Origin of the sequence: Xenorhabdus santafensis (genome assembly GCF_033949405.1) — a bacterium.
Lineage (GTDB): Bacteria > Pseudomonadota > Gammaproteobacteria > Enterobacterales > Enterobacteriaceae > Xenorhabdus > Xenorhabdus santafensis.
Window position 1 is genome coordinate 28,965 of sequence record NZ_VCDN01000012.1, and the last position, 25,194, is coordinate 54,158.

General features: G+C 45.8%; 17 protein-coding genes. 3 read left to right on the forward strand and 14 right to left on the reverse strand.

What is annotated here, in order from left to right; genetic code table 11:
- Positions 1-9 precede the first annotated feature (9 nt).
- Genes FE392_RS02995 through FE392_RS03030 form a run of 8 tightly spaced genes read right to left on the reverse strand, consistent with a single transcriptional unit; the run spans position 10 to position 8,366 of the window.
- Positions 10-1,278: an MFS transporter gene (locus FE392_RS02995; protein ID WP_319928750.1), complete on the reverse strand. Its 1,269-nt coding sequence runs from the start codon at positions 1,276-1,278 to the stop codon at positions 10-12.
- Positions 1,268-3,700, reverse strand: coding sequence for a lantibiotic dehydratase (locus FE392_RS03000; protein WP_319928751.1), 2,433 nt, complete (start codon positions 3,698-3,700; stop codon positions 1,268-1,270). The genes FE392_RS02995 and FE392_RS03000 overlap by 11 nt, the downstream gene beginning before the upstream one ends.
- Complete coding sequence (locus tag FE392_RS03005) at positions 3,687-4,478, reverse strand: hypothetical protein (RefSeq protein WP_319928752.1); 792 nt, start codon at positions 4,476-4,478, stop codon at positions 3,687-3,689. The genes FE392_RS03000 and FE392_RS03005 overlap by 14 nt, the downstream gene beginning before the upstream one ends.
- Positions 4,468-5,460, reverse strand: coding sequence for an MbnB/TglH/ChrH family RiPP precursor modification enzyme (locus FE392_RS03010; protein WP_319928753.1), 993 nt, complete (start codon positions 5,458-5,460; stop codon positions 4,468-4,470). The genes FE392_RS03005 and FE392_RS03010 overlap by 11 nt, the downstream gene beginning before the upstream one ends.
- A complete protein-coding gene (tglA, locus tag FE392_RS03015) occupies positions 5,438-5,572 on the reverse strand; it encodes a 3-thiaglutamate biosynthesis pearlin carrier peptide TglA (protein ID WP_319928754.1) in 135 nt (44 codons plus the stop codon). The genes FE392_RS03010 and tglA overlap by 23 nt, the downstream gene beginning before the upstream one ends.
- Before the next feature lie 10 nt (positions 5,573-5,582).
- On the reverse strand, positions 5,583-6,701 hold the full coding sequence (locus FE392_RS03020) for a site-2 protease family protein (RefSeq protein ID WP_319928755.1): 1,119 nt from the start codon (positions 6,699-6,701) through the stop codon (positions 5,583-5,585).
- Positions 6,698-7,609, reverse strand: a complete 912-nt coding sequence (locus FE392_RS03025; protein WP_319928756.1) for a class I SAM-dependent methyltransferase — start codon at positions 7,607-7,609, stop codon at positions 6,698-6,700. Before FE392_RS03025 ends, FE392_RS03020 begins: the two co-directional genes overlap by 4 nt.
- Positions 7,610-7,619: 10 nt before the next feature.
- Complete coding sequence (locus FE392_RS03030) at positions 7,620-8,366, reverse strand: methyltransferase domain-containing protein (protein ID WP_319928757.1); 747 nt, start codon at positions 8,364-8,366, stop codon at positions 7,620-7,622.
- Positions 8,367-8,847: 481 nt separating this feature from the next.
- Between FE392_RS03030 and FE392_RS22115 the strand changes: the two genes are divergently transcribed.
- Together FE392_RS22115 and cml are read left to right on the forward strand one after the other, a co-directional pair.
- On the forward strand, positions 8,848-9,174 hold the full coding sequence (locus tag FE392_RS22115) for a hypothetical protein (RefSeq protein WP_439153453.1): 327 nt from the start codon (positions 8,848-8,850) through the stop codon (positions 9,172-9,174).
- 364 nt (positions 9,175-9,538) lie between these two features.
- The gene (gene cml, locus FE392_RS03040) at positions 9,539-10,732 is read left to right on the forward strand and encodes a CmlA/FloR family chloramphenicol efflux MFS transporter (protein WP_319928758.1); all 1,194 of its coding nucleotides are present in this window, start codon (positions 9,539-9,541) and stop codon (positions 10,730-10,732) included.
- A gap of 115 nt (positions 10,733-10,847) precedes the next feature.
- Here cml and FE392_RS03045 read toward each other — a convergent pair whose 3' ends face one another.
- On the reverse strand, positions 10,848-11,480 hold the full coding sequence (locus FE392_RS03045; protein ID WP_319928759.1) for a LysE family translocator: 633 nt from the start codon (positions 11,478-11,480) through the stop codon (positions 10,848-10,850).
- Between the two features lie 247 nt (positions 11,481-11,727).
- Between FE392_RS03045 and FE392_RS03050 the strand changes: the two genes are divergently transcribed.
- Positions 11,728-13,182, forward strand: coding sequence for a flavin-containing monooxygenase (locus FE392_RS03050; RefSeq protein ID WP_319928760.1), 1,455 nt, complete (start codon positions 11,728-11,730; stop codon positions 13,180-13,182).
- A gap of 189 nt (positions 13,183-13,371) precedes the next feature.
- Here FE392_RS03050 and FE392_RS03055 read toward each other — a convergent pair whose 3' ends face one another.
- The 5 genes from FE392_RS03055 to FE392_RS03075 all read right to left on the reverse strand — a co-directional run bounded on the left by FE392_RS03055 (position 13,372) and on the right by FE392_RS03075 (position 25,032).
- Positions 13,372-15,459: a M48 family metalloprotease gene (locus FE392_RS03055; protein ID WP_319928761.1), complete on the reverse strand. Its 2,088-nt coding sequence runs from the start codon at positions 15,457-15,459 to the stop codon at positions 13,372-13,374.
- A 356-nt stretch (positions 15,460-15,815) separates the two neighbouring features.
- Positions 15,816-16,379 carry a rhomboid family intramembrane serine protease gene (locus FE392_RS03060; protein WP_319928762.1) on the reverse strand — a complete coding sequence of 188 codons (564 nt, stop codon included), beginning with the start codon at positions 16,377-16,379 and terminating at the stop codon, positions 15,816-15,818.
- Between the two features lie 151 nt (positions 16,380-16,530).
- A complete protein-coding gene (locus tag FE392_RS03065; RefSeq protein WP_319928763.1) occupies positions 16,531-17,478 on the reverse strand; it encodes a hypothetical protein in 948 nt (315 codons plus the stop codon).
- Positions 17,479-17,697: 219 nt separating this feature from the next.
- Entirely contained in the window at positions 17,698-22,641 is a 4,944-nt protein-coding gene (locus FE392_RS03070; protein WP_319928764.1) for a DNA repair ATPase, read from the reverse strand.
- Positions 22,642-22,833: 192 nt separating this feature from the next.
- The gene (locus tag FE392_RS03075) at positions 22,834-25,032 is read right to left on the reverse strand and encodes a hypothetical protein (protein ID WP_439153454.1); all 2,199 of its coding nucleotides are present in this window, start codon (positions 25,030-25,032) and stop codon (positions 22,834-22,836) included.
- Positions 25,033-25,194 lie beyond the last annotated feature (162 nt).

Consider the following 25,194-nt stretch of genomic DNA (forward strand, 5'->3'; position numbering starts at 1 on the left):
TAAATAAGCCTACAAAACATGCACACGTTTCCAGGGCTTAAAGGTCAGCCACAGCAGCAAACCTGGCAGTTGCAAAGCAATCAGCAATGTTAACGACCATTGGTAAGCAATTACTGGATAGCTGCCAGCCACAGTACCCCAGTTGCCGATCACTACTCCTACTAGCCATTGCACCACAAAAGCTAGCACGAATACCACAAGGTTAAACGATGAACTTACCCGGCCGGCTAGCGCTGGCTCTACCGACTGGGCCACAATCGCGTAGTTCATGGTGGCTGCTGTACCAAAGAAACTGAATCCCATAGTTATTACATATGGTGACACTGATAGACCGCTTAACATTATTGCTTGAAACAGCACGAATATTGCCACACCACTTCCACAAATCATGATCGGCTGCACACCGTATTTACGCAGATAGTCCGTCAGCCAGCCAAAGCTGAGTGACCCGGCTACCATCGCTACCGTGCCAAGCATAAGGGCATTGGCCATTTGTGCATTATCCAGACCCGCAACGTCATGTAGCCACGGCCCCATCCACAGTGCAAGGATCGCCATGTAAGTGGCATTGGCAAACACAGAATAGAGCCCCAACCGCCAGAAGGTCCATGACCGGTATAAACGTCCCACTTCTCGGCACATGTCACTGAAACGGGTGTTTTTCGATATAAAGGTATTGCGTACGGAAAAGTGAATCACCGCGCTTACTAGAATCGTCAACACTGCCAGAAGTAGGAATACTTCACGCCAGGTTATCCAGGTCAATGTAGCATGTAACGGCACTGTCGAGGCCATAGCCCCCAACCCGCCAACGGAAAGTAGGCAAGCGGTGCTAAGCGGCAATCTCTCTATCGGTAGCCAGATGGAACAGGCTTTGATGGCGCTCATCAGTGAACCGGCAACACCTAGACCGATCAGGCCACGTCCTATCAGCAGTCCTGCCTCATTGTGTGACAAGGCAAAAATCACTGAACCGGCTGCGGCAATCAACAACATAGGACTCTGTACCGAGCGTGGGCCATAGCGATCCAGCATCACGCCGAGGGGCAGTTGGGCTGCGGCGAATGTAAGGAAATAAACTCCGGTTAACAACCCTAGGCTTTCTGCTGGTAGGTGTAACTCACTGGCAAGATCGTTATAAATAACTGCGTTCACAGTACGGTACAGGTAAGAGATAAAGTGTCCCAAACCAAAGGGGATAAAGATGGTTAAGAACAACATTGTGAAACTTTTTTTTGCCTCTTGTGCTGCCGAGGTAGAAACCTGTTCATTCTGCATACTCAAGTACCTCCTGCTTAATGGATGAGAATGTGGTACGTACCTCGCAACAGACGCGGCCGCGTGCATCATTGAGCCATAGATCGTCAGGCGCCGGCAGCATTTCCGATACGTGAATCACTTTCGCTTTCTTCAACGCTGTAGCTAGCGCATCTAAAGATAGAGGATTGTCAAAATCAATAAATAATGGCTTGGGTTCGCTTTCACATTTGATAAATACCCAGCGTGGCAACCCTTGTCGTTGCTGCCAATTCTGCCATTGTATAAACGCTGTGAATTCGTCAGTGGACACCAACGGCCATTCATTGGTGTTAAATACCCAAGTACGCCGTTTGTACACGGTACGGTTCACTTGAATACGGCGCGGATCGCGGCGTGGCACCACGTCACCTGCAAGTTGGAACAACAGTTGGTGCAGTGCGGTGCTGTTGACGCACAGTAAATCCTCCTGAAAGACACCGTCCAGATCTTCCACTGTCAGACGTCCAGCTTTGCAATGTAAGCGCGCGCGGCCTACGGGGTAGCACCTTTCTTCGGGAACGCTGCCCCCGCCGGTAGGCAATATCAACTGAGCATAGTGCGGCACCAATGGCCAATCGATGTGTGAACGTTGATAGTTATCGGGCGAGTCGGCCAATATGATCCGTTTTCGGCCAAATAGCGCATTGACTGCTTGCTCAATCTCTGTGGTAAAAGGGCAAAATGGCGCGGCAATAGGTTGGCTAAGCGTATGAACCCCGGGATGCGTCTCTCCTAATACCACTAGGTATTCTCCACGATTTAACGCCTCCTGACTGGCCGCTGCCAACATAAAGTCCGGTGAGTGAAAATCATTACCAAACACTGAAAAATCTGCGGCGGCTGGGCATTGTTGGTTTAGTGCAGTTAGCACCTGTGCCACTTGCTCAGTGCTCAAATGCAGCTCGTTGGTGTGTAATGAGCTCAGTAACGGTTGCCAAGCATTATCCAGCATGACACGGATCTGTTCGCAAACCTGTTGCTGAATCTCCTTCTGCCTCGGCTGCAACGTGTGCAGGAACGACAATAGGCTGGAGTCCTGCTCATGAGTGCTCGATAAGTTTGCCTGATAAACTTCCAGCCAGGCCTGATGCAACAAGACTCCTGTGGCTCGGGTTAACCACTGATACAGAGCCATAAGCGGGGCAAAATCCGTCTCCAATTCCTTTTGCAATGTGCGATTAAATGTCACTGTACTGGCACAGGCACAATCCTCATAAACAGGATAACGTCCAACGTACATCTTTCCGCTTTCCCGCGCTAAAGATACCCCGGCCTCGCTCAACGCTTGGTTTAGCGCCGTCAACGCCTGCTGACGACGCTGCAAATTGCCGCTGGCATAGATCTTACGTTGTGCTTCCAAACGCTGGAAACACGCAGACCATTGGGCAATAAAATACGCTGGTAGTGTAGCTTCATGCATTGCCTGTAATAACGTGGTCAACGCGTCTGGGTCGCGTGGTGAAAGTTGAAAGCCGCGTTGTATAATCCCTGCGGTGATCAGATGCTCAAGTACGGGGCCTGGGTTGCTATCCAGCTTAGCACGCAGCTGTATTTCATTAGATTTTCCCTTTGCCAATGCGCTCAACACATTTAATACCGATCCAGTCAGACGGCGTGATTTATTCAATGGGTAGTGCAGCACATCTCCATGCAGGTAGCAGCCAGGATTAAGTGTCAACGGTAAACATGCTGGTTCCGGGCATTGTGCATTGATTTGGGCTGCAAGGCGCTGCATTACCCAACTTTCAAAAAAAGTCTCCCGCTGTGCGAGCCAAGGCCCTTCAGCCCAGTCAACGTGTGCCAATGCAGTTTGTTGGTCGGCAAAACGCCCCCAGGCAATTGGTCCAAAAAAACTGCAGGTGTCATTTTTAGTACAAAAACGCTGGGCATAATTCCATCCCAGGCGAATTTTCTGTTTTTTACGGCTGTCATTGGGAGCATTACGTTCGGTGACCAGCGCGCCGATTCGCTGAGCAGCATCCGAGTTGGAAATGAATATCGCTTCCGCTACGTCGGCACGCGACAGAAAATCAATCAACTGTTGGCGTACTTGCTCACTGAAAGAGCTAAACTCAAGGCGCAGGGATGCCTCCCGCTCAGTTATCTCCACATTAACACTGTGCCATTCGGCGAGCGGTTGTTGCAGGATATCACGCAACAGTAATGGTAAATCACTCACACTTACCGCTTGCTGCGCCGTCAGTTTGCGTGCGAATTTTCGGCACTGCTCCTCTCCCACAGTGGCTATGTGTTGCTCAAACAGCTGCAATAGCCGCTCGCGCCGCTGATGCAGTTCCGTCAGTGTAGTAAACTCCGGTCGGTTGGAAAACGATGTAGTCTGAAGCAGGCTATCGGCCGGGAATCCTGCAGAACGCAACCAAAAATAATCAGCGCACTTCATGGCTCTCTTCCTTTAGCACTAGTGCATTTGCCGCCACTAGGCGCGCTAAATGTGGTAGGTCACTCTGGTCCAGCGGCATGTCGGCAGCGGGAGGTTGGTTAAATAATGCGGCGCAGCGTACAGGCAACAACAGGTATTTATGGCGGCTGTTCAAATCTGGTAACGTTATCAATAACTGCTCTTCCCCCTCTGGGGGGGTTACCAGCCCCAGTGTTTTTTTATCGCGCAACCACTGTGACAGCCGGAATCGGCTGCGGTAAAGACGCGCCATACCGGTCTGGGAATAGCCAACGTCAGACGTCCCGATAGGCGTTCCATGTTGCAATGACAGATACAGAGATACTACTTGATACTCAAGACCCATTAAATCCACCAAAGGATCCGGCCATGCCCAGGTTTGCCGGGTTGTCATCAGCCAATTAAGGATATCTCGGCAATAACTATAAACCCACGGACCATAATCATGCCATTGATATGCCTGTAAAAATTCGCGTGACAGTTGTGGTATTTCAACGCCGCTATTCAGTAGCGCTCGCAATGTTAACGGTGCACCATTTTCCAACGCATTAATAAAGGAATTCACCAAACGGAACTGGTAGTTCTCGATAAACCACTTTGCACGATCAATATCCTCGGCATAGGCGGCAATCACCTCTTGCTCTTCCAGCGTAAAGGCATCACAGGCCTGAGCCTGCCACTGGCGGTCAAAAAGTTGCCTTTGTAACACCTCATCACGCAGAATTTTGCGCCAAGTGTGCCAGACAATTTTAGCGTCCATCGTTTACCACCTTTTGGTTGCTCACCGCACTCTGCCAGATCGTCTGAGCCCGCTTCACGTCTTTAACAATCATAGATTCATCATTGGCATCCATCACCCGTGTTAACGTGTGGTGTGCCTGCCCCTGATACTCCAATACGATGGCAGAAGGCAACGTGCGCGACAGGAGATCTTCGTACAGATCCCACACGGGTTCCGGTACGGCGGAATCGTGCCAATCGTGATACAGACCATCCGCCCAACTGCCTCCTGCCAAATGTACCGAAATTACTCGATCCAGCGGCAATGTATCGAGATAATCGGTCAGATCGAAGCCTGACAGGTTGATTGAGTTGGTGTAAATATTGTGCAAATCTAGATGCAGGAAGGTTCCCGAGCGCTGTACTAGCTGCGCCAGAAACTCTGCTTCTTGCATTTCTGCCCCAGGGCAAGGCAGATAATATGCTGCGTTTTCATGGGCTAGCGGCATACCGTAACGCTGTTGTAGTTCGGCGGCGCGGTCAGCACAGCGTATCACTTCTTTTTGCGAAAACTGTAGCGGGCTGCTCCAAATATCCAGCCAGGAATCATCACCATAAAAGCAGTGGTTGGCCACCCATGGGCTATTGATCATTTTGGCCAGTGGGATATGACGTTGTACCGCAGCGGTACTGTCCAGTGGGTTAAAACCAAAATCGCAACCGTAGTTCGAATGTGCCAGCAGTGTGAAGCGCTCACCTAGCTTCTCCAATATCGTGCGCACTTCTGGGCGAATAATATGAGGCCCATCCATCGGAGCCATGATGTTATCTAACAGTATCTCCAGCAGATCGACTTGCAACGTTTCAAAGGGAAACCAGTTTAATATTTCTGGATTATATTGAATGCCTACCCCAACCGCCGTAGGTTTTGCCATTACTGTCATATTGTTCACTATCCCCGTAGGAACAAAGCTGCTCTGTTCCCAGAGCAGCAGTGTTTTATGCAAAGACTTTGCTTTCAATCACTTCGATATCATCGAGGTCAAATTCCTCGAACATATTATCCAGCTGCTCATCGACAGGTTGTTGCTTGGCAGCTTGGTTTTGTTCACTGTCTTTCATTTCAGGGTTCATCACATTCTCCTTAGGACAATAGGTGGATAATCATCATGACAATCCCACACCAGGCCAAGATCCAACCTAATGCGGTTAACAGGCTTACCAACCAATAGAGGCGGCTATCTTTTTCATCTTCAGGGTGGTTACCTGAGAGGCGTTGGCGGCAGTAACGCAACGCGCGCTGCCGTAAACGGGGTTGGTTGAAGAACTCGGTCAGCGCCAGATAGGTGTCGCCATTGAAAATGGGCAACAGTGTGGGGATTAACGACAGGCAGGAGGCTACAATCATCACCACCCCCATATCATGAAACGGCGAGCTGGCCGCCGTGGTGCCCCACACCACTATGCCTACAGCCGCATAGTAAAAGCTGGCGACGGGACCCATCAAAATGGTGATTGCACGCTTGCCGGGGCTCAATGCGGACCATGTCCGCTGTTCCGGCCTAACCCAGCCAGTAGCCAATAGAGTGTAAACGCCTATGCCAAAATCGGTAACGCGCACGCGATAATGGCGGCAGCTCAGCGCATGGCCTAGTTCATGGATAGCAATCGAACTCAATATTACTGGGTAGTGCCAGGCTAACCATGACCAGCTTTGGGTGTAAGTCACCATAACATCCAGGCTGAACTGCGACCATTGGCTGAACAAATAGCCTAACGCTACGCCGACTATGAGTAGTAGCAGTGCGTTAAACGCCGGGGCACAGAGCCACGGAGCCAAGCGATAGAGGCTATCCAATCCGCGTTGCGGATTCATTTTTACCAGATTGACCAACAAAAAGCGCTTCAGAGGGCCATAGGTAATTCCGGTGGCGGGATCGCGCTTTAGGCCACCGTTTTGTCCGTTATATGCCAGCAGGCCCAGTTGTAATAAACGGGTTTGAAACACCACCAGTTTTGGCAGGCTGATGGCCGCACGCAGGCGTTCCTGAGCTAGTAGCTGTACCTGCTCCAAAGTGCGTTCACCGTTAAACAATCTGGCTAGTGCTAGTTCGGCCTGGCCAAGCTCATAGGTAATGTCATTGTTGGGATCGTAGATACGGAATTTGGGTTTTGCAGCCCCGGTTAGCGGTTCACAAATCAGTTCGTCACGGTATCGGCAGAGATTTTCATCCGCAGCCGCCTGTAATATGTTGTCACTCATGCTGCCCCCACAGAGTCAAACCAGGGACGATAAAACCGCTGTAGTCTGTCCCGCCCGGCGGCGCTGACAGCAACAAATACCTCACTATCTGTGTGGCTGGCTCGGCCCAGCACGAAAACGGCTCCTGGCCGCGTGGGGCCACATAACGGTGTTTCTGTGGTCAATACCGGTGTCCAGCCATGTTTTAGCATCAACAGTTCAATGCTGTGCGGCGTAAGAAAACGCCGATGATTATGGGTCAGATAGCCCTGTTGCATGCCATAACCTAAGGCGCGTCCTTCAATCAACAGTAGCCCTTGATCGGCCGCCATGGCCCGGCATTTTTCCATAACACGGTTGACGTCATAGACGTGCTCAAGCGAACCATTAATGATGATCAGATCTGCGAGTTCATCCGTTGCCATGTCTTCAGCGCTGACGGTATCAATATTCAACCCCAGCTTTTTACCGTATTGAGCGTATGCGCTGTCTGGATCGTTTCCCTTAACCTGCCAACCTCGTTTGGCAAATGGGATCATTAACCCACCCGCTGAGCAGCCCACATCGATCAGGTATCCCTGCTTGGGTAGCCAAGAGCTCAGGTTTTTGTAGAGGTAATTACCACGTTTAATTTGATCGAGGAAAAAAGTTTTGTCCGGCTCGCTATCGCCAAATAAGTTCAACCGATAAAATTTATCGTAATAGTCTTGATAAAATTGACTGTCAAAGCGATAGATTTGATAGATATGTCCACACTGGGTACAGCCCACTACAGGTAAAGCTACGGCGTTTTCTTGCGGCCCATGGACGTGTGTCAATAAGGTTAAACATGTTGATGAATCGCAAATTTCACACGCAATTGGTGTTGGCTGATAGTCCTGCCGCATTTGCAATAATTCCAAGTAATGCCGAACGGATTTGATATCCATATTCATCCCATCACTTAATACAGAAAAACCCTTCGAAACAGATATGTTTGAAGATGGTCATTACATCTACAAACCCGGCACGATTAAGCATATCTAGGTTACCTGCTGTGGAAAACGGCTCCAACACCCCCTTAAGGGAACGTGACTTGGCTAGGATTTCATGGGCAGCATACCCTTGCTCGATCTTGTAATCGACATACAGGTTACTGATGATGTCCTGGAAACGGGCATCAGGGCCGCGTACCTTTTCAAACAGCACGAATGCACCACCCCAGTTGAGGCTTTGGTAAATGAGATCGAACAGCTGTTGGCGCACTCGTGGAGGAATGAATTGCACGGTATAGTAAGCAACAATAAAGTCGCTTTTCTCATAGGGGAAATTTAGGATGTCATCCGTCAGGAAGGTGACGTTTTTTTTCTCCGCCTGTCCAGAAAGCATTACATTAGCTTGTTGCGTCATGGCTTCTTCAATATCAATGCCAACAAACTTGGCGCCGTGCGGATGGCGTTCTGCCAGCTTACGGGTTAAAGCCCCTGTTGAGCTCCCTAGTTCATAAATGATGGAGTGTTTATTGATAAAGAAATCGCTAAGCGAAAGAATGATATCGTGCCCATCTTTATATTTCGGAACCGATTTCGAAACATGGGAGTCAAAGTTCTTTGGGGTATTACCACCAAAGCTCCATGCAGCATTTAAAGAGTTAATTCCATCCCCAACACTATCCAAAGACGGCCCAATCATGTTTTCACGATCCATGGTGCCATCACTCCAAGAGGTAATTTAATTATAATAAAACATTTAACACATCATTAAATTTTCATCAACAATTCTGGTTATTTATTTTCATTTTATTAACCTATTTGCTGGTGATTATTCCATGAAATATTGCAGGTTTAGCGGTGGTTTTTATATGTATTAATTTGATTATAAAGGTTAATATTTTATGTTCTGACTTTTCAACACACACTTGTGGTTAATGATTTTTATTATAGGTAAATGGATTAAACTATAATTAATATGTAAATATGAAATAAAAAACTAAAAAAAATATAATGTATTTGTTTATATGCTTAGTTTTTGTATCTACTTGAATGAAATTGCTAATCAACTCTACTTGCTAACAATTGTCATTCCATAATCTTAGGAAAATATTTCAGAAACAAGATTTCCTGCCAGATTTGAACATGATGATTGGTGACTTACCTTTTATTTTCAGTTTGATACTACAGTTTCTTTATTGCCTTCAAGTTCAATACCACGCAATGTAAGCCGCTTTGCTCTTGCTATAGCAGGCAGTGGTGAGTGGTTTGTCGCATTAAGGATTTTGCAGGCGTTGGGTGCATCTGCGGCGCCAGTGGCGGCTTTTGCAACGGTTTGGGATGTTTATGTAGATAGGCCTGAAAATAGAATTATCTACAACTTCTTTAGTTCAAAGCTAACGTTTGTATCTGCGTTCGGGTCTATTCTCGGTTCGGCCATTGGTGGTTTATTGCTTCGGAATGTCAGTTGTCAGCTTCATTGCATTTACCGCCTTGAAACAGAGAGGAAAATGAGAAAACAATAGGTTTCTCCGTTACAATACAAAGATATTAAATTAACGCTTTGGAATCATGACCGATTAACCTCACCCAGCATTTAATTTAAATAGCGAACCGCGATTGAAATAACGAAATCAGGGAATTTGTGAATATTAAGACGATATTTGATTTTATAGATAAAAGTACGTAGGCTTTATGGTGGGTACGTAAAAGCAACAATTTGGATAAAAACGATTAAATAACACAAGGATACAAATATGGCTCCCTCCTTACAGACAGTTCGCTAAGCCGCAACAACGTTTCTCATAGCAGTTGTTGCGGTGATCTCCTCTTATTGATCATTAATAGGCAGATTGCCGCCAGATTTCACTTTCTGAGCGGATTTTTGTCATGTCTAATAAAACCTCCCCCATTTGGGGTTACTCTTTATCGTCAGCGATTTTGCTGATGGCTCCTTTCGATCTCCTCGCTTCACTGGCAATGGATGTATATCTGCCCGTCATTCCGGATATGCCTGCGGCGCTTGATACTTCCACCGCCATCATTCAATTGACGTTGAGCATCTACATGATTTTGCTTGGATTTGGTCAGGTGATTTTTGGCCCATTGTCGGATAGCATTGGCCGGCGTCCAGTCGTATTAGGCGGAGCATTGCTCTTTTCTATCGCTTCCTTTGGCCTTGCCATAACAAACAGTGGTGAACTGTTTGTCGCATTGCGGGTTTTGCAGGCGTTGGGTGCATCTGCCGCGTTGGTGGCGACTTTTGCGACGGTTCGGGATGTTTATGCTGACAGGCCTGAAAGTAGCATTATTTACAGTTTGTTTAGTTCTATGTTGGCGTCTGTCCCTGCGCTCGGGCCTATTCTTGGTTCAGTCATTGATCTTGCGTTTGGCTGGCGAGGAATTTTCGTAATGCTTGGTGTGCTGGGATTATTGGCATTTGCTCACGCTTTACCGCGATGGCATGAGACTCGGCCACCCAAGCAGAATAAACCGGGACTGGCGATTGCACTGATTTTGTCTAACAAATCTTTCTGGGTCTATACCCTCGGATTCAGTGCTGCAATGGGGTCATTTTTTGTGTTCTTCTCGACTTCTCCCCGCGTACTTATAGGCCTTGCTGGTTTTTCTCAGATAAAATTTAGTATCGCCTTTGCGACGGTTGCTCTTGTCATGTTTGCTGTGGCGCGTTTCGCTAAATTTTTCGTGGCGCGCTGGGGTATTCAGGGAAGTTTCTTGCGGGGCTTATTTGCCATGATGGCGGGAGCCGTGATATTAGCGGTTTGCGCAGTTTTTTCGACACCTTCGTTTATCACGTTTGTGATACCAATGTGGTTGATTGCGGCTGGTATGATATTCGTTGGTTCGGTAACGGCAAATGGCGCACTTCGGGATTTTGGGGATGCCTCGGGTACGGCGGTTGCGCTGTACTATTGTATTCAAAGCCTGATTGCGGGAGGCGTGGGAACGCTCATGACTTTAGTGTTTGCTGGTGACACCGCTTGGCCGCTGGTGGCTTATTGCTTCGGAATGTCAGCTATCAGCTTCATTGTGTTTGTTGTATTGAAACTGAAAGCAGAATGAGGAAACAGCCGGATTCTTCGTTCACGGTTTTCTTTTTGTGATCGAATAATGTCATTTCGTTTGTGCAGCCTTCCGGCTGCACATCGAGTGATTTTTGCTGTTGATTATTTTTAATTTAAAATCGGCTGATAGCTAAATTAATTGCTAACGCGATAAATATTAAACTGGTTATTTTATTTAAAATAGTTTGTATTGATGGTTTGTCAGAGAGAATGTTGCTCAGAAAACCAGACAAATAAGATATAAATGTAAAAACTAAAAAAGAGATAATGACAAACATTAGCCCCAGATATAACAGCTGAAGCGGAATGGATGGTATATCTTGACTGCTGGTCGTAAATTGAGGGAGGAAAGCTAAAAAGAAAATAATAATTTTTGGATTTGATAAATTCATTATCAACCCTTTTTTAATCAATTTACTTGTTTGATTAAGCCTATCATTGTTGTTTTTAAAGCTCACTGGTTTTGCCCTGAAAGCACCCCAAGCCAAATAGCTTAAGTAAATCACGCCCAATATTCTGATACATTCAAACGCGACAGCATTGGCCCGTATAATAGCTGAAATACCGAATGCAACTAAAGAGGTATGTATTAATAGCCCAATACATAACCCCAAGGTAATTGATACTCCAGCCTTACGTCCATTGATGGCAGATTGATTTAACACAAAAATATTATCAGGGCCTGGCAAGAAACATAAAAAAGTTGAGACAGTGATGAATGTAGCAAGGGTTTCTATAGGTATCATTTTTATTACCAATATTATATTGAATTGATTTTTCTGGATTTATGGCCGTTATTTTTAAAGTGGCAATCAACAAAATACCATTTGAAAGACAACGTAATATCAACCACTAATGTTTAGAATACTCGGCTCGTTAACATAGTGATACTCCCCCCACATAAATGCAAATGGTTGCTTCAGAAAATAAAAAATAATATGGCTCATTGCGCTGAATATTTGTTTTAAAAAACATGATTGCAGGAGAGGTCATATGAATACTCATTATGATGTTTTGATTGTGGGGGCGGGGGTTTCAGGTATTAGTGTCGCGTGTCATTTAACAAGAGAATGCCCCAAAAAGCAGTTTATTATTCTAGAGCGCCGTCAGGCTATTGGAGGAACCTGGGATTTATTTCGTTATCCGGGCATTCGTTCTGATTCGGATATGATGACTTTTGGCTATAACTTCCGGCCTTGGTCTGAAACCAGTGTATTTGCTGATGGCCCATCAATTAAAAATTATGTTAATGAAACGGCAAGAGAGTATGGGGTTGATAAAAAAATACAGTTTGGTTTAAAAATCACCAATGCGGAATGGTCTAGTTCGACTAGCCAATGGCGTGTCACGGCGCTTGAAGAAGCCACGGGAGAAATCCACATTTTTACCTGCAATTACTTGGTTGCTGCGACAGGTTATTATAACTACGATCAGGCGTATTTGCCTGAATATCCGGGAAGGAATGATTTTAAAGGCCCAGTTATTCACCCTCAGCATTGGCCGGAAAAGTTGAATTATAAAGGGAAGAAAGTGATTGTGATTGGCAGTGGAGCTACTGCCACGACGTTAGTGCCGGCAATGGCAAAAGAGACTGCGCATATCACAATGCTACAGCGTTCACCCAGTTACTACTTATCTATCCCTGAAAACGACAACATATCGAAATTCCTCAGCAAATTTATGCCGAAACGTTGGGTTTATGACCTCGGCAGAAAGCGTAATATTTTTTTTCAACGCCTACTTTATAAAAGTAGCCAGCATGTACCGATCTTGTTCAAACGGTTCTTGTTGTCATCTGCCCGAAAAAGGGTTGGGTCAGATTTCAATATGAATCACTTAACGCCGAATTACTTACCTTGGAATGAGCGTTTATGCTACGTCCCTTCTGGGAATTTTTTTAACGTGCTGAAAGAGGGCAAAGCCTCCATTGTGACAGGTCATATTGAACGTTTGACTGAAAATGGCGTCTTGCTTAAGTCTGGCCAAGAATTACCGGCAGATATTGTTGTTTCCGCAACAGGGCTGAAATTATCCGTTCTTGATGGCATTGAAATGTCTATTGATGGGAAAAAGTTTCAGGGCAATGAACATATGCTTTACAAAGGCACTTTGGTTCAAGATGTTCCGAATTTTGCTTATTTGGTCGGCTATGTAATACAAAGTTCTTGGACATTGAAAGTTGATCTGTCCGCAGATTACATTTGTCGTTTATTGCAGGAAATGGATCGTCGTGGTGCAAAGTCTGTAACCCCTTGTGCTCAACCGGATGAAATGCTGAAGGAGCAAAATATTTTGGGTAAATTGCAATCGGGTTATATAAAGCGTGGAGATGAAAGCCTTCCTCGTCAGGGGAGAAGCCCAAATTGGCATGTATCGCATAATTATGAAAAGGATATAGAGATATTGATCAAGCAGCCTGTGGATGATGCGGCGTTAAAGTGGAAGTGATCTCTGAATTCGATAAGGTATAAAATTAATTATTAGCATTGATGCAATGGCACTTTATACGCAATTAATTAAGCAGTTTATATTCTCCCCGATTCGTGGGGGAATATAAATGCATCTTGAAGTACAACGAGTATATGTCGTGGTGAAATGCGGCAATCAGCCCGTCATTATTACGGGCTGATCATTCCATTAATCAGATTGAATCTGATTCAATGCGTGGCGAGCATGTGCTGCCTGAAGGTATTCATGGAGCATATTGATAAACTCTTTATCAGACAGGCGTTCATTATTTGCTTTTAGTGAGCTGATAAAGTTACAGGCCATGCGATTTTTTTTCTTTTTCAGAGAAAACCCACCAGAGAATTTTTTAAATTCAATTTCTGGGTAATCTACGTTATTTGCAAACTCAAGGGTGAGTATTCTGGAGCCATTAAAACTCATAAAATTAAAATCTACAATATTGTGCAGTGGGTAAGGGTGCTTAAATCCGACACCGCCTATCGTAGTGGAAGTCAGTATGATCATTTCACTCTGACTACGTTTTTTAAAAGCGAGTGAAAATACCCCAATCAAAACAAATATAATGAAAAGCAGCCATAAAAGGGGATCATTATCTGATATAGCAGACAAAAGCCACCCCATTAATGAAGAGAGAATGATGGAGATGACTAACATTATTATAAATGCTGTCTGAGTTTCTTTGATGACGACGGTTTCTGATGATGAAGTTGCTTTTACTTGCTCTTCCCACACCTGGGTTTGTTCCTGATAATATTCATCAATCTCATTGGATAGATGCTGTGTTAGTTCTGTTGAGAGAGCCTTAGCATCGGAAAATAGTGAGTTGATATTATCGTAATACCCTGCATCGACTGTGCGGGAAGCATGTTCCAGTAAATCCTGATCAACGGGTTGCCCTAATGCTTCAATACGCGCTTTAGTGGTTGGATGAGTATCTGTTGGGTGTGTGAACTCATTTTCCAAAAACTGCCCCGATTCAGGGACGCCATTTTCACGCAGGTTATCAGTGATGACAGGTAATAGATCATCCGTTTTCAATTTGCCTTCAAATAGTGCTGAGAGTTGTTTATTGATTTCTTCACTGACTGCTGAAATACGCAGTAATGAAGTTGAGATAGATTGTACACTGCTCAGGCTGGCACCGACTGCATCGGCAGCATGTTCACGGAGTCGGCTCCAGTGATTGACGGCAAAATCAAACTGCTGAATGAAGAATATACCCAAATAGATGGATGGGCTCATAACAAGGCGGGCGTAGTAATCTCCAGCATCCTGAACGTTACTGATCATGACATCGATACTGCGGTTCATGCCTGAATAAATCGGTGAAAAATGGAGGCTATAAGTTGTATCTTCACCGGTGAAGTGGCCCAATTCATGGCCGATAACTGCGGCGGATTCTTCACGGCTTAATAAGGCTCCATAGATCAATGGAAAATACAGTGTTTGCCCTTCGAGTACTTGTTCATTGCTGATACAAACTGGTGAAGAGGTAACAAAGAAACATTCCGTTAAACCGACAATGATATTATCCGGGGGCTCTGTTCCCACTTGTTCGGCCAATTCGTTGATCCAGTGCCATAACCCCGGTGCATCTTCTGGAGTAACCGCCTTGCCTTCATAGTGGGATAGGGAAGGTTCAAACATGGCAAAACAGTATTTAAGTTTTGCTATCCCTTTGATAATGCACCACAAGATTGCCAGTGCTGCCGAACCCGCAATGAAAATAATCTTGGCGCCACCGCTTTTAATTTCAAAGTTGCTGATAAACCAGAGAATTTCATAGCAAATTAAAGAAAAAAGGCTTACGCCGATCAGTGTCATTTGGGCGATAAGAATAAAAGGGAGCAAACGGCGACAGCGGTTAAATACTTTCAGTAATTGATCACGGGATTGACGGGCAGTAATACCACTGCGAATACAAAGTAAAATCGCAAACCCACCCAGTAACAGTGATAATATGCCGCCTCCCATGGTTCCCAGATCTAAAAGAGATTGAAATGTATTGAATGTGGCTTTATCGCTGTCGAGGATTGAAGTTGTTCGGTAGTATATTTCCTCAATAGTGAAAGATTGGCCGTTAATCTCCATTGTAGCGTGGGGATTGTTTCTTAATTGTTGAGATGCTTCATTGTGTAATGATTTGATATCGTTAAGCGCTTCGTTTAGTCCACTGATTCGTGAATATTGCCAACCGCCATAACAGCTTAAGACAAGCGGCAGCACAAGAAGCCATAGAAAGAGTTTATTGCGCATTAAATATATCCTATTTATATATTATTTGTTTTTTATTCACTTTAACGTTGTGATCCCTTTTGTCTTTAAAAAGCATATTGGGAATATTAAATATTTACTCAAAAATACCGGTGATTTCTTTGGTTGAAGCCGAAAAACGTTACTTTTTGAAGTCAGAGTGAATAATGCTATTCATGTAGGGATGAATAGCTTGTTAAGATTTGAATATAGTATGACTAAACATTCAGATTTTCCATTCTATTTTAAATGGATATACTTCAATGACGAGAATAAAAATAACGAAAGGTTATTTTTGTTTAAATTATTATTTACGGTGATGTAAAAGGGAATAATATAATATTCCCAATTATCTAAAACTAATACTTTGTCGGGATAATCCACTTTTTGGTCAGCCAAGAGAACGTCAACCCTGCTATCACACCGAAAATGTGCCCTTCCGTTGAAATGTCTTCCTGTAATGGCAATAGCCCCAAAGCAATCCCGCCGTAGTAAATGAATACCAAAATGGCAAAGAATACGTCTTTGGCCCTTCTCAAAAAGTAAGCATTGGCCAGCAATAATCCCCACAGGCCAAAGATCCAGCCGCTGGCTCCGACATGAATGGCGGTACGGCCAAACAGCCAAACCAGAGTGCCTTCCATGACGATAATAAACAGACTGGCGAGCACATAGTAACGGATGGAATGCGTCATCAGTAATGCACTGAGGACTAATAATGCGGGCAGGTTACTGAATAAATGGCCCCAGCTGCCATGCAGGAAAGGAGATAGCGGAATACCAATCAGCCCTTGGGCATAGCGTGGGATAATACCTAAATTGCTTAATGAACCACCGGTTAAGGTATCCAGCAATTGGATTATGATAAGTATTGAAGCTAGTCCGATTAGAATATGCAGGCGTTGTTGTAGCCATATCTTCACTGTGATTATTACCTTATCATTTAGACTTTATTACCAAAGAGGCACGATTTTCCGAGGGAAATGATTCCCTGTCAACTCGTGCCCAAAATGCCCTCCTGCCGGAGGAAAGTGAGTGCCAATCCTCCTTGTGGAAACAAGGCGTTCACTCAATCTATTGATTCAGCCAAGGGGAACTGGTGCTCCAAAAAATAATATTAACGCCCAGATAATCTTCCGCAAATTTGATAAATTCTTGCTGAGTGAATTTCTTTTTAGTTTGCGGGTTTGTATAGGTTAGTGTGGGTTCTTGAACTGCCATCGCAACAAGAGCCAGCTTGTTTTTGTATTGATGGAAAAAAGGGTATGAATTTTTCATTTGCCCTTTTTTGTAAGGAACGATATCAGGCCCTCCCAGCCCAATATTGTTTTTCTGGGCAATCTCAAACAGGCGGGACATATAGTTATGGTCGTTGTTCCATTCACAAGGCCAGAAATTAACATATTGTATAACATACGATTTTTTAAAGACTTTTCTGGCAAATAAGATGTTATCGATAGTTGCTGCAAAGTATTTATCGCAAGTAAAGCCAGCATTTGCTTTTTTCAGGTCAATACTAATGGCCGTTTCAGGGAGATTGATGCCGGCAATTTTTCCATCCAATTCGGTAGCCAATGCTGACAGAAGATGTTGATACCGCACTCTTAATGCCTCATTCCACTGTGCAGAAGCCCAGCCTTGAACAAGTGCTTTTCCTTCCCCCGGATTGTCTGACTGCGCGACCAGACCGCCGCTATATTCAGGTTCTTGCTGTAAATAGAGAGGGATATTTCTGCGGGTTGGTTCAAAAAATCGGTCTTGGATCTGAATAAAAAGTTTCTTATTCATTTTATTGAGTACTGACAGATCCTGTTTTATAGCGGAGAAATCATACTCACCTTTTGATTTTTCCAATTGTTTCCAGGTATAGATTATCTGTACCCCTTTAATATCAGGTCTTGCGAGCAACGAGCCTAATTCTTCAAGTTCTCCTGAAGATGTGTAAAGGTAATTTTGGGGAGTCGCAGCCAGAGAGTGAGTTCCATACAGGAAAAAAGTAAGAAATATTATAATTATCCGCATAATAGCGTCCTTCGGGTTATGATAATTGACGTGAAACGCCTCAATCAATGCAGGTGGTAGTGCAAGTAATATACAGTTAACAATGGGGCTGGCACAGTCATTTCACTGCACTATATTTCCATTTCATCTATTACCTTAGCGTGTTCTTTTAAACGGTTAGGATCTCATTCCCCGCCGTTTTCGACGGGGTTTTCTATTATTTATTGCGACTTCATTGCATTACTTTGAATTCCCTAATGCCTGAACACTTTCAACTAAATCAGCGAGTTGAGCGACAACGCGGTCACCGACATCCGCATTGTCGCCGCCCAAGGCTTTATTGCGCATAAAATCGCGTTTGATTTGCTGCCAGCGCAGTGCTTCCTCCGGCGTTAGGGTGCCGCGGATCTCAGCCAGTTTGAGGAGGTTTTCTTCCGCTCCGCTGGTCAACAGTTGAGCTTCACCTAAATAGTGATCATCGATGATGCGCCGAATTTCCGCATCATTCATGACAGCAGAAACTTTTTCACTGAGTTTGTTCATATTGCGGTAGCTGCCTTGCAATTTGAATGGCGGCTCTGTCCGGTATTTATCTGATTGCGCGGCGCTGATGATGTATTGCTGGTTCACCTTGAACACGATATCCCGCATTATTAGCAACCGTTCGAGTATCGCCACAATTTCGGTGATTTCAGCTTCGCTATAAGGGTAACTTAACCCATTGCTGGTGAAGGGTTTGCCCATCGCTTTATCGATAAACAGATACAGATCGTTCATATCGCGCAATGCCAGTGGAGCCAGCACCGGGTTTGATGTCAGGCTGTTTTCGATATAGCTCAGCGTAAATGCCTCTTCCATGCCGCCCAAGACTTCACCAAGGTTATAAATATCAGCACGGTTTGCCAGCATGTCCGGTATCTTGAACAACTCACCGGATTCGGTGTAAGGGTTACCCGACATGACAACACAGAATTTTTTACCGCGCATATCGTAGGTTTTGGTCTGGCCTTTCCAGACCCCTTCAATGCGCCGTGTGCCGTCACACAGGGAAATAAATTTTTGCAGGAATTCAGGGTTGGTATGCTGGATATCATCCACATACAGCATCACGTTATTGCCCATTTCCAACGCCAGATTGAGTTTTTCCAATTCCTGACGTGCTGTGGCGTTCGGGGCTTGAGCCGGATCGAGTGACAGGACATCGTGCCCCAAAGCCGGGGCGTTTATTTTCATAAAGATCAAACCCAGACGGTTGGCGATATATTCCATCAGCGTCGTTTTTCCGTAACCGGGCGGGGAGATCATTAATAACATTCCCATCAAATCCGTTCGCTTGCCTTCCCCGATTGCCCCGATCTGCTTGGCAAAGTTATCTCCAATCAGTGGCAGATAAACATCGTTGATGAGTTTATTGCGCACGAATGAGCTAAGTGGCCGTGCCTTGAATTCGTGCAACCGCAGTACCTTGCGTTGCTGGTTTAAAACGTTTTGGCGCAATTCCTGATAATGATGATAGTCAGGGATAAATATTTTGCGATGTTTCCGCATCCGGCAAAAATAGTCATCAAGGCTCAAAGTCAATGTTTGATTGATGATGGAAGGATGCTCGCCGATTAAATCGGTGACAGTAAAGTGCAGATCGACTTCACTGAAACGGGCGCTGAGTGTTTTTTCCAGTAAAACCAGAACGACGGCTTCTGAAATATAACTTTTCAGTGGCGCAAATTCAGGCAAGGAGCAGAGGCCATTCAGCCAATTTTCCACCAGCATCCAACGCTGGGTAAAGCGCTGGCCGAGATTTTGCTGTGAGTGGTTAAAATCTCCCCACATATGGGCTTTTTCCAGAGCAGCTTGCAACCCTTCCAATAACGTGCGGGCATATTTGCTGAAATTGAACTCCACGGTTGGTCTGCTTAGAGCCAGACTCAGATATTCCGCTGCCTGTGCCAGTTGGTAAGGTTCACACTTGAGGGGATGGCGCACAAGGAACAGGCTGAGTTCTGCTTCGATTTCAGCCTGTAGATCCAGCAACCCGGCATCATTGCGGAAAAGCTGATAAATGTTGGAGCAGGTTCGGGCACGCTCTGGCCATAATGAGGGTTGTTCTTCGCGCTGAATTTGCTCCCAGAACAGTACCGCAATTCCTCTTGCATGGGGGTTGAAACGCAAAAGGTCGGCACTTTCCCCCACTGGTATTAGTTTTCGCAAGATAGCAACCGCATCACTGTCGTGGATCCCTTTTTCATAGCCTTCTTTGTAGCGGGGAGCTGCAAAATCGCGCACAGTTTTTTCCAGCATATCGGGTTTGTTCAACTGGGATTTCAGCGCGTCCAGCATCAGGCCATCATGTTCTTTGCCTGCGGCATAAATGAGTGAATAGGCAAGGAATTCAGCGCGATAAACCTGCGGTGATTCTGATTCTAGGGAGATAGACCAATAAGGTTGCATGGCCTCAAGTTCTGGGCTATCAATCGGCTCTTGATAATCCGTGCCCGTCAGGTGCAAATAGAGGTGCTCTCCCCGTGGTAGAATAGTGAGATCCAACTCTTGGGTATTGACACTGAAACGGTGGCGCGGGCCAAGTTTGATAACGTTGCCGCCATCTTCATAGATTTCTGTTTTGTCCCGCAGGCTGCGAATGGCCTGATCCCTTGCCGCCTTGAATTTGGCATCAATATCATCCGCTTTTACACTGTCTTTCAGTTCCCGCAGGCGTTCAATGATTTCCCGGGTTTTCAGCGATAGGGCATCAGAGGCAAAGAAGGCATTCAGTTCATCAAGGGAGGAAAATTTCGCTGTCCGGCGGATGATACTATCCAGCAAGCGCTCTGCTGCTACCTGTAAATTCTGGGTTTTGCGCTGGCGTTCATCCAGCAGTGACTGTTTGTGCGTTTCAAAGGTTTCCAGCAACTCTTCGCGTTTGTCCAGAATGTCATTCAAGAACTCATCGTAATCACTGAATTGGCTTTCCAGCTCTTCCAGTTGTACCAACAGACGGGAAAGTTGTTCATCACAACGTTCTGGATCAGTGGAGAGCGTCAGGGCATTGGTGATCCCTTGGCTGAATAATTTGAATTGAGCACCAAATTGAGCAACGGATTCAACCGCCCCTTGCTCTTTACGGCGTTGTTGCAGTCTGGCCCGAGCTTGGTTCAGCAAAGCATAAATTTCGGAAATCGACTCAATGATGTGGGTTTGCTGGGTTGTGTCCTCGAATTTCAGTGAGGCCATCAGGTTTGACAGCATATCCAGATCGGTGGACATTTTTTCCATGCCTGCCAGCGGTTCACTGAGCTGGGAGCGATTGGCAGCGGCCTGAACGTTTTTTTCCAGTTCCTGCAATTGCAGGGTAAATGGCTGCAATGCTTTTTCGCTGGCAAGGAATTCTGCGGTCGCCAGTGAAATGCGTTGCTGGCTCTCAGCCAGTTGCGTTTCCATTTCATCAAGGAGAGACAGGTCGATATAGCGATGGTCGCGAAGTGTGATCAAGTGGCCGCGCTGGATGCTCAGGCTATTTAAAGCCTCGATAAATTGCTGAGTCTCTGTCCAGCTTTCGGGCAGCATAGTTGACAGCAATTCTTTCTGATGCGATGTCGCTTCATTCATGGCGCGAATAGACTGACGGCGGATGCTTTCTACTTTTTCGTATTCATCCAGTACTTTTTCGCCCGTATTGGCAATTTCTTTCAGTAAGAAAGAGATATTCAGGCTCTGTTCGTCATTCAGCCAATAATAGATATCTACCAGACGCCGGGCATCCTGACACAGTTTTTCGTAGAGCAGGGAAGATATTTGCTGTTGTTCGATTTCTTTGGCGATATGGTAAAGGTCAGAAATCCCCCGAACCAACTCAGCATTGCCAATGCGCCCCAAAAAGCTGTTTTTTGCCGGCTGGCGAGCCGCATATTCGTCAGAATAGAACGGTGTTTGCCAGATTTGCATTGGATGAATGCGGGTTGGTTCCTCTGATTGCCCTTCAAACAGCACCATTTGGCCGTCTTCCAGCATGGCATAGCCGTGGCCAAACAAGGGATTCTGTAGCTTGCGTTCGATCAGGTTGTAATTGAACAGAGCCAGACGACCCCGCTTGGGTTCGTAGAAGATATACATGACATCTTCCCCATTCGGAGAGCGGCGGACTCGGCGGAAGCGCATGCCATCCATCGATTGATCAAACGTTTTGTATTCCCCGCTTTGCAGGTAATAGCCGCCCGGAAAAATAATACCGTGGTCTTCCGGCAGTTGGATACAGGCCAAGCCAATGGCATCAATGCGTTGTACGCTCTGGGTCAATGTGTTGTAGACCAGATAACGCCAGGATTCTTCACGATAAGGCAAAATTTTCAACAGGATCAAACTGCCGGTCTGAGCGTATTCAATCTGGGCATCATCCAGAGACTGGGTTTTATCAAGTACCGCTTCCCGATAGATCCCCAAGCCATCTTCAGTATTGTTTTCACATTTGATGGTCAGATCACCGCCAATAGTTTCCACAAACACGGTATCCAGAATATTCATGTGTGGATAGCGGCCATTGACGGTGTTTTCCCGTGTGGTTTTCTGCCACTCAAAATCGTAAGCGGGGGGCAGGGCGATATCGCGTTCGCCGCGATTATCGATATAGGTTATTTCTGTTTTATCGCTGGAAATGGCCCAGCGAAATACTCGAATATCTGTAATTCTTTCGCCAATTTGGAAGCTGGCGAGAAGTTTGCCATCACGCTCAACCAGTTCCAGTAATTGGGTGTTTTTGTAGTAGGTATAAAGTTCGTGGAAATCTTGTACAAAACTGGTGATGTTGAGAAACGTGCCTGTCAGCGGAACGGATTCAACATCATACTCGTCATTTTCTTTCTTGAGCTTGTAGAGGGAAAAAACATCTTCAACCCGTGTCTCTTTTTTTAAGCCAAGAAAAACGTTGTAGCCAAAGAGAAGCCAATCACCAACCCGGACAATATCACGGGCGGCGCAATTGTTTTCTGTTCGGATGCGGATACGCCCGATAATGTCAGTCTGGTTTTTACCAAACTCTTCCAGACGACGGGTATTCAGCTGACTGACTTTTTCATGCAGTTGCTGGCCTTGCTCAGACAGGCGATTGCGTAAGATATCGTAGGCTCCGCCTTCTGCGACGGCATTATCCAGTAATTCCTGTTCACGATTATTCACTTGGCTATCTGACATGGCGTATCACGTTTCCTTACTCAAGATGGATTTTAATGACGTTAATGCTGGCTTTGGTGCACTGTACAGATATTCCGGATGATCATTTTTTATGGTCATGCCGGATGGGATTAGTGCAGGGAAAAATCCGCCGCAGTTAACGTTATAACTGGCACTGTTATAAACCGTTCTGTGGCGGATAAATGTTATCGATTACTCTTCGGTACTCTCTTTACCCTGATTTTTTTGATTTGAGCTGAACATGTTGACCAAAGACTGTACTTCTGGGTTTTGCAGGAGTGAGTCGAGATTCAGTTTTGCGTCCCCGACTTCTTTTTCACCTTTCCCGCCCTTGCCTGCCAGCAATTTCTGTACGGCATCTTTGACCAGCGGGCTTTTATCTACGACACCATTGATGGCTTTGCCCACACTGAGTGCTTTGGAGAAGGTATTGAAGAAACTGCCGTCACCACCCACGATATCAATGTTGGTTTTGCTGAGCGCTGCCGCCAGTACTTCGGCTTGTTCTTTGGCGATCTCTTTGTTGGCTGCGATGGAAGCCATGGCTTGTTCGAAGTTCTTCTCAAGCTGCATACGGAATTCTTCGTGATCGCGAGCGGTATCGTTGAGATTGCCCATTGCGGTGAATTTATCAGTCAGACCATCGGCTTCGGCTTTCAGGCGCTGGCGGATAACCTCAGCTTGGGCTGAGCCGAGCTGGCCTTCACCACGAGCCTGTGCCACCAGTTTTTCTTCCAGTACTTTGGCGTCAACCAGCCCCAATTTCTCTTTGGCCTGAGCTTGTTGTTCATCACCACGAGCCTGTGCAGCCAGTTTCTCTTCCAGCACCTTCGCTTCAGCAAGGCCCTGCTTCTCTGCTGCGTCGGCCTGAGCTTCCAGAACACGCGCTTCCGCCAGACCTTTTTCTTGTGTACCACGGGCTTCTGCCAGCAGTTTTTCCGCAATCACATTCGCCTGTACCAGACCTTCTTTCTCTTCCGCTTCGGCTTTGGCTTGGCGGATGCGGGCTTCAGCCAGACCCAAGGCCGCTTCTTCAGCTTCAGTACCTTCGGCCAGACGTTTTTTCGCTTCTGCTTGTTTAGCTGCGGCTTCCAGTTCTGCCTGCGCCATAGTACTGATTTCCAGCGCTTTGAATTTAGCACTGTTTTCATCGGCTTCGGCTTGTTTAACCTGACGCACCAACTCTTGCTCTGCTTTGGCCTGAGCCTGAATAATGGTTATCTGTTTCTGGCGATCCGCATCAGAAACCAGGCGGACTTCTTTAATGCGCTCTTCTTCCTGTGCGACGGTTTTCTCGACAGCGACACGTTCACGGATCACGTTAGAAATATTTTTACGCTCTTCTTCCAGCGCTTTTTCTTTATCAATGCGCTGGAGTTCAACTTCACGTTCACGGGAAACAATTTCCAGTTCCTGTGCACGAGTGACTTTTTCCATCTCGATAACAACAGCACGTTCGCGGTTTTGCTGTGCGACTTCCACTTCACGCAGGCGGTTTTCTTCGCGAATTTCGATTTCTTGCTGGGTCTGGATGCGTGCCTGTTCTGCTTTCAGGCGCTCTTCTTCTTTTACTTTCAGCGTTTCTGCTGCTTCCCGGGCGCGAATGCTTTCAATTTCACGCTGTTGACGCGCTTCGGCATCCGCTTGTTGGCGTTCCAAAGCTAAACTGGCTTCACGGGTTTCCACGTTTTTCTTCTGGATTGCCAGTTCTTGATCGCGCTCTTTTTGGTTGGTTTCAATATTGTGGATTGCGGTGATTTCGGTGATTTTGCGAATACCTTCCGCATCAAAGATATTGTTCGGATCCAGTGAATTTTTCGGGGTCTGCTCCAGATAGTCGATGGCAACATCTTCCAGTGCATAACCGTTCAGATCTTTACCGATGACATCAACAATGCGATCACGGAAGTTCTGGCGATCTTCAAATAATTTCGACAGTTCAAATTGTTTACCCACCGTTTTCAGGGCTTCTGAGAATTTGGCGCTGAACAGTGCATTAACGGCGTTATGGTCGGAAGCACGCTCGACACCGATAGATTTAGCAACTTTCAGGACATCTTCGGTGGTTTCATTAACACGCAAATAGAAAGCAACAGTGATGTCTGCACGCAAGTTGTCTTTACAGATCAAGCCATCTTTGCCACGGCGATCAACTTCCAGTGTCAGCAGGGAAATGCGCATGAATTCTTTTTTGTAAATCACCGGATAGACCAACGCACCAGTGAAATGGACTTTTGGTTGCGCTGACATATCATTGACGATCAGGGCCGTCCCTTGTGGCACTTTGATATAAAATGCTTTAAAAAGGCCAAAGAAACCCAGAATAATGACAATTATCGTTGCAATGATGACTAAGAAGGGCATGAAGTCTGCCAAGGCAATATCTGACATGTATTTCTCCATTTTATTTTGAGGCGAACTTGTTTGGAGCTGGCGGGTAAGGCGCCAGTGATCCATAACTTAAGCTGCTATTCATCCATGACCGAAATGTGAGTGAGGCATGTCAGATAGCAAGGTTTACGGTAATGATTCAGTATTAATTTGTTGTTGTAA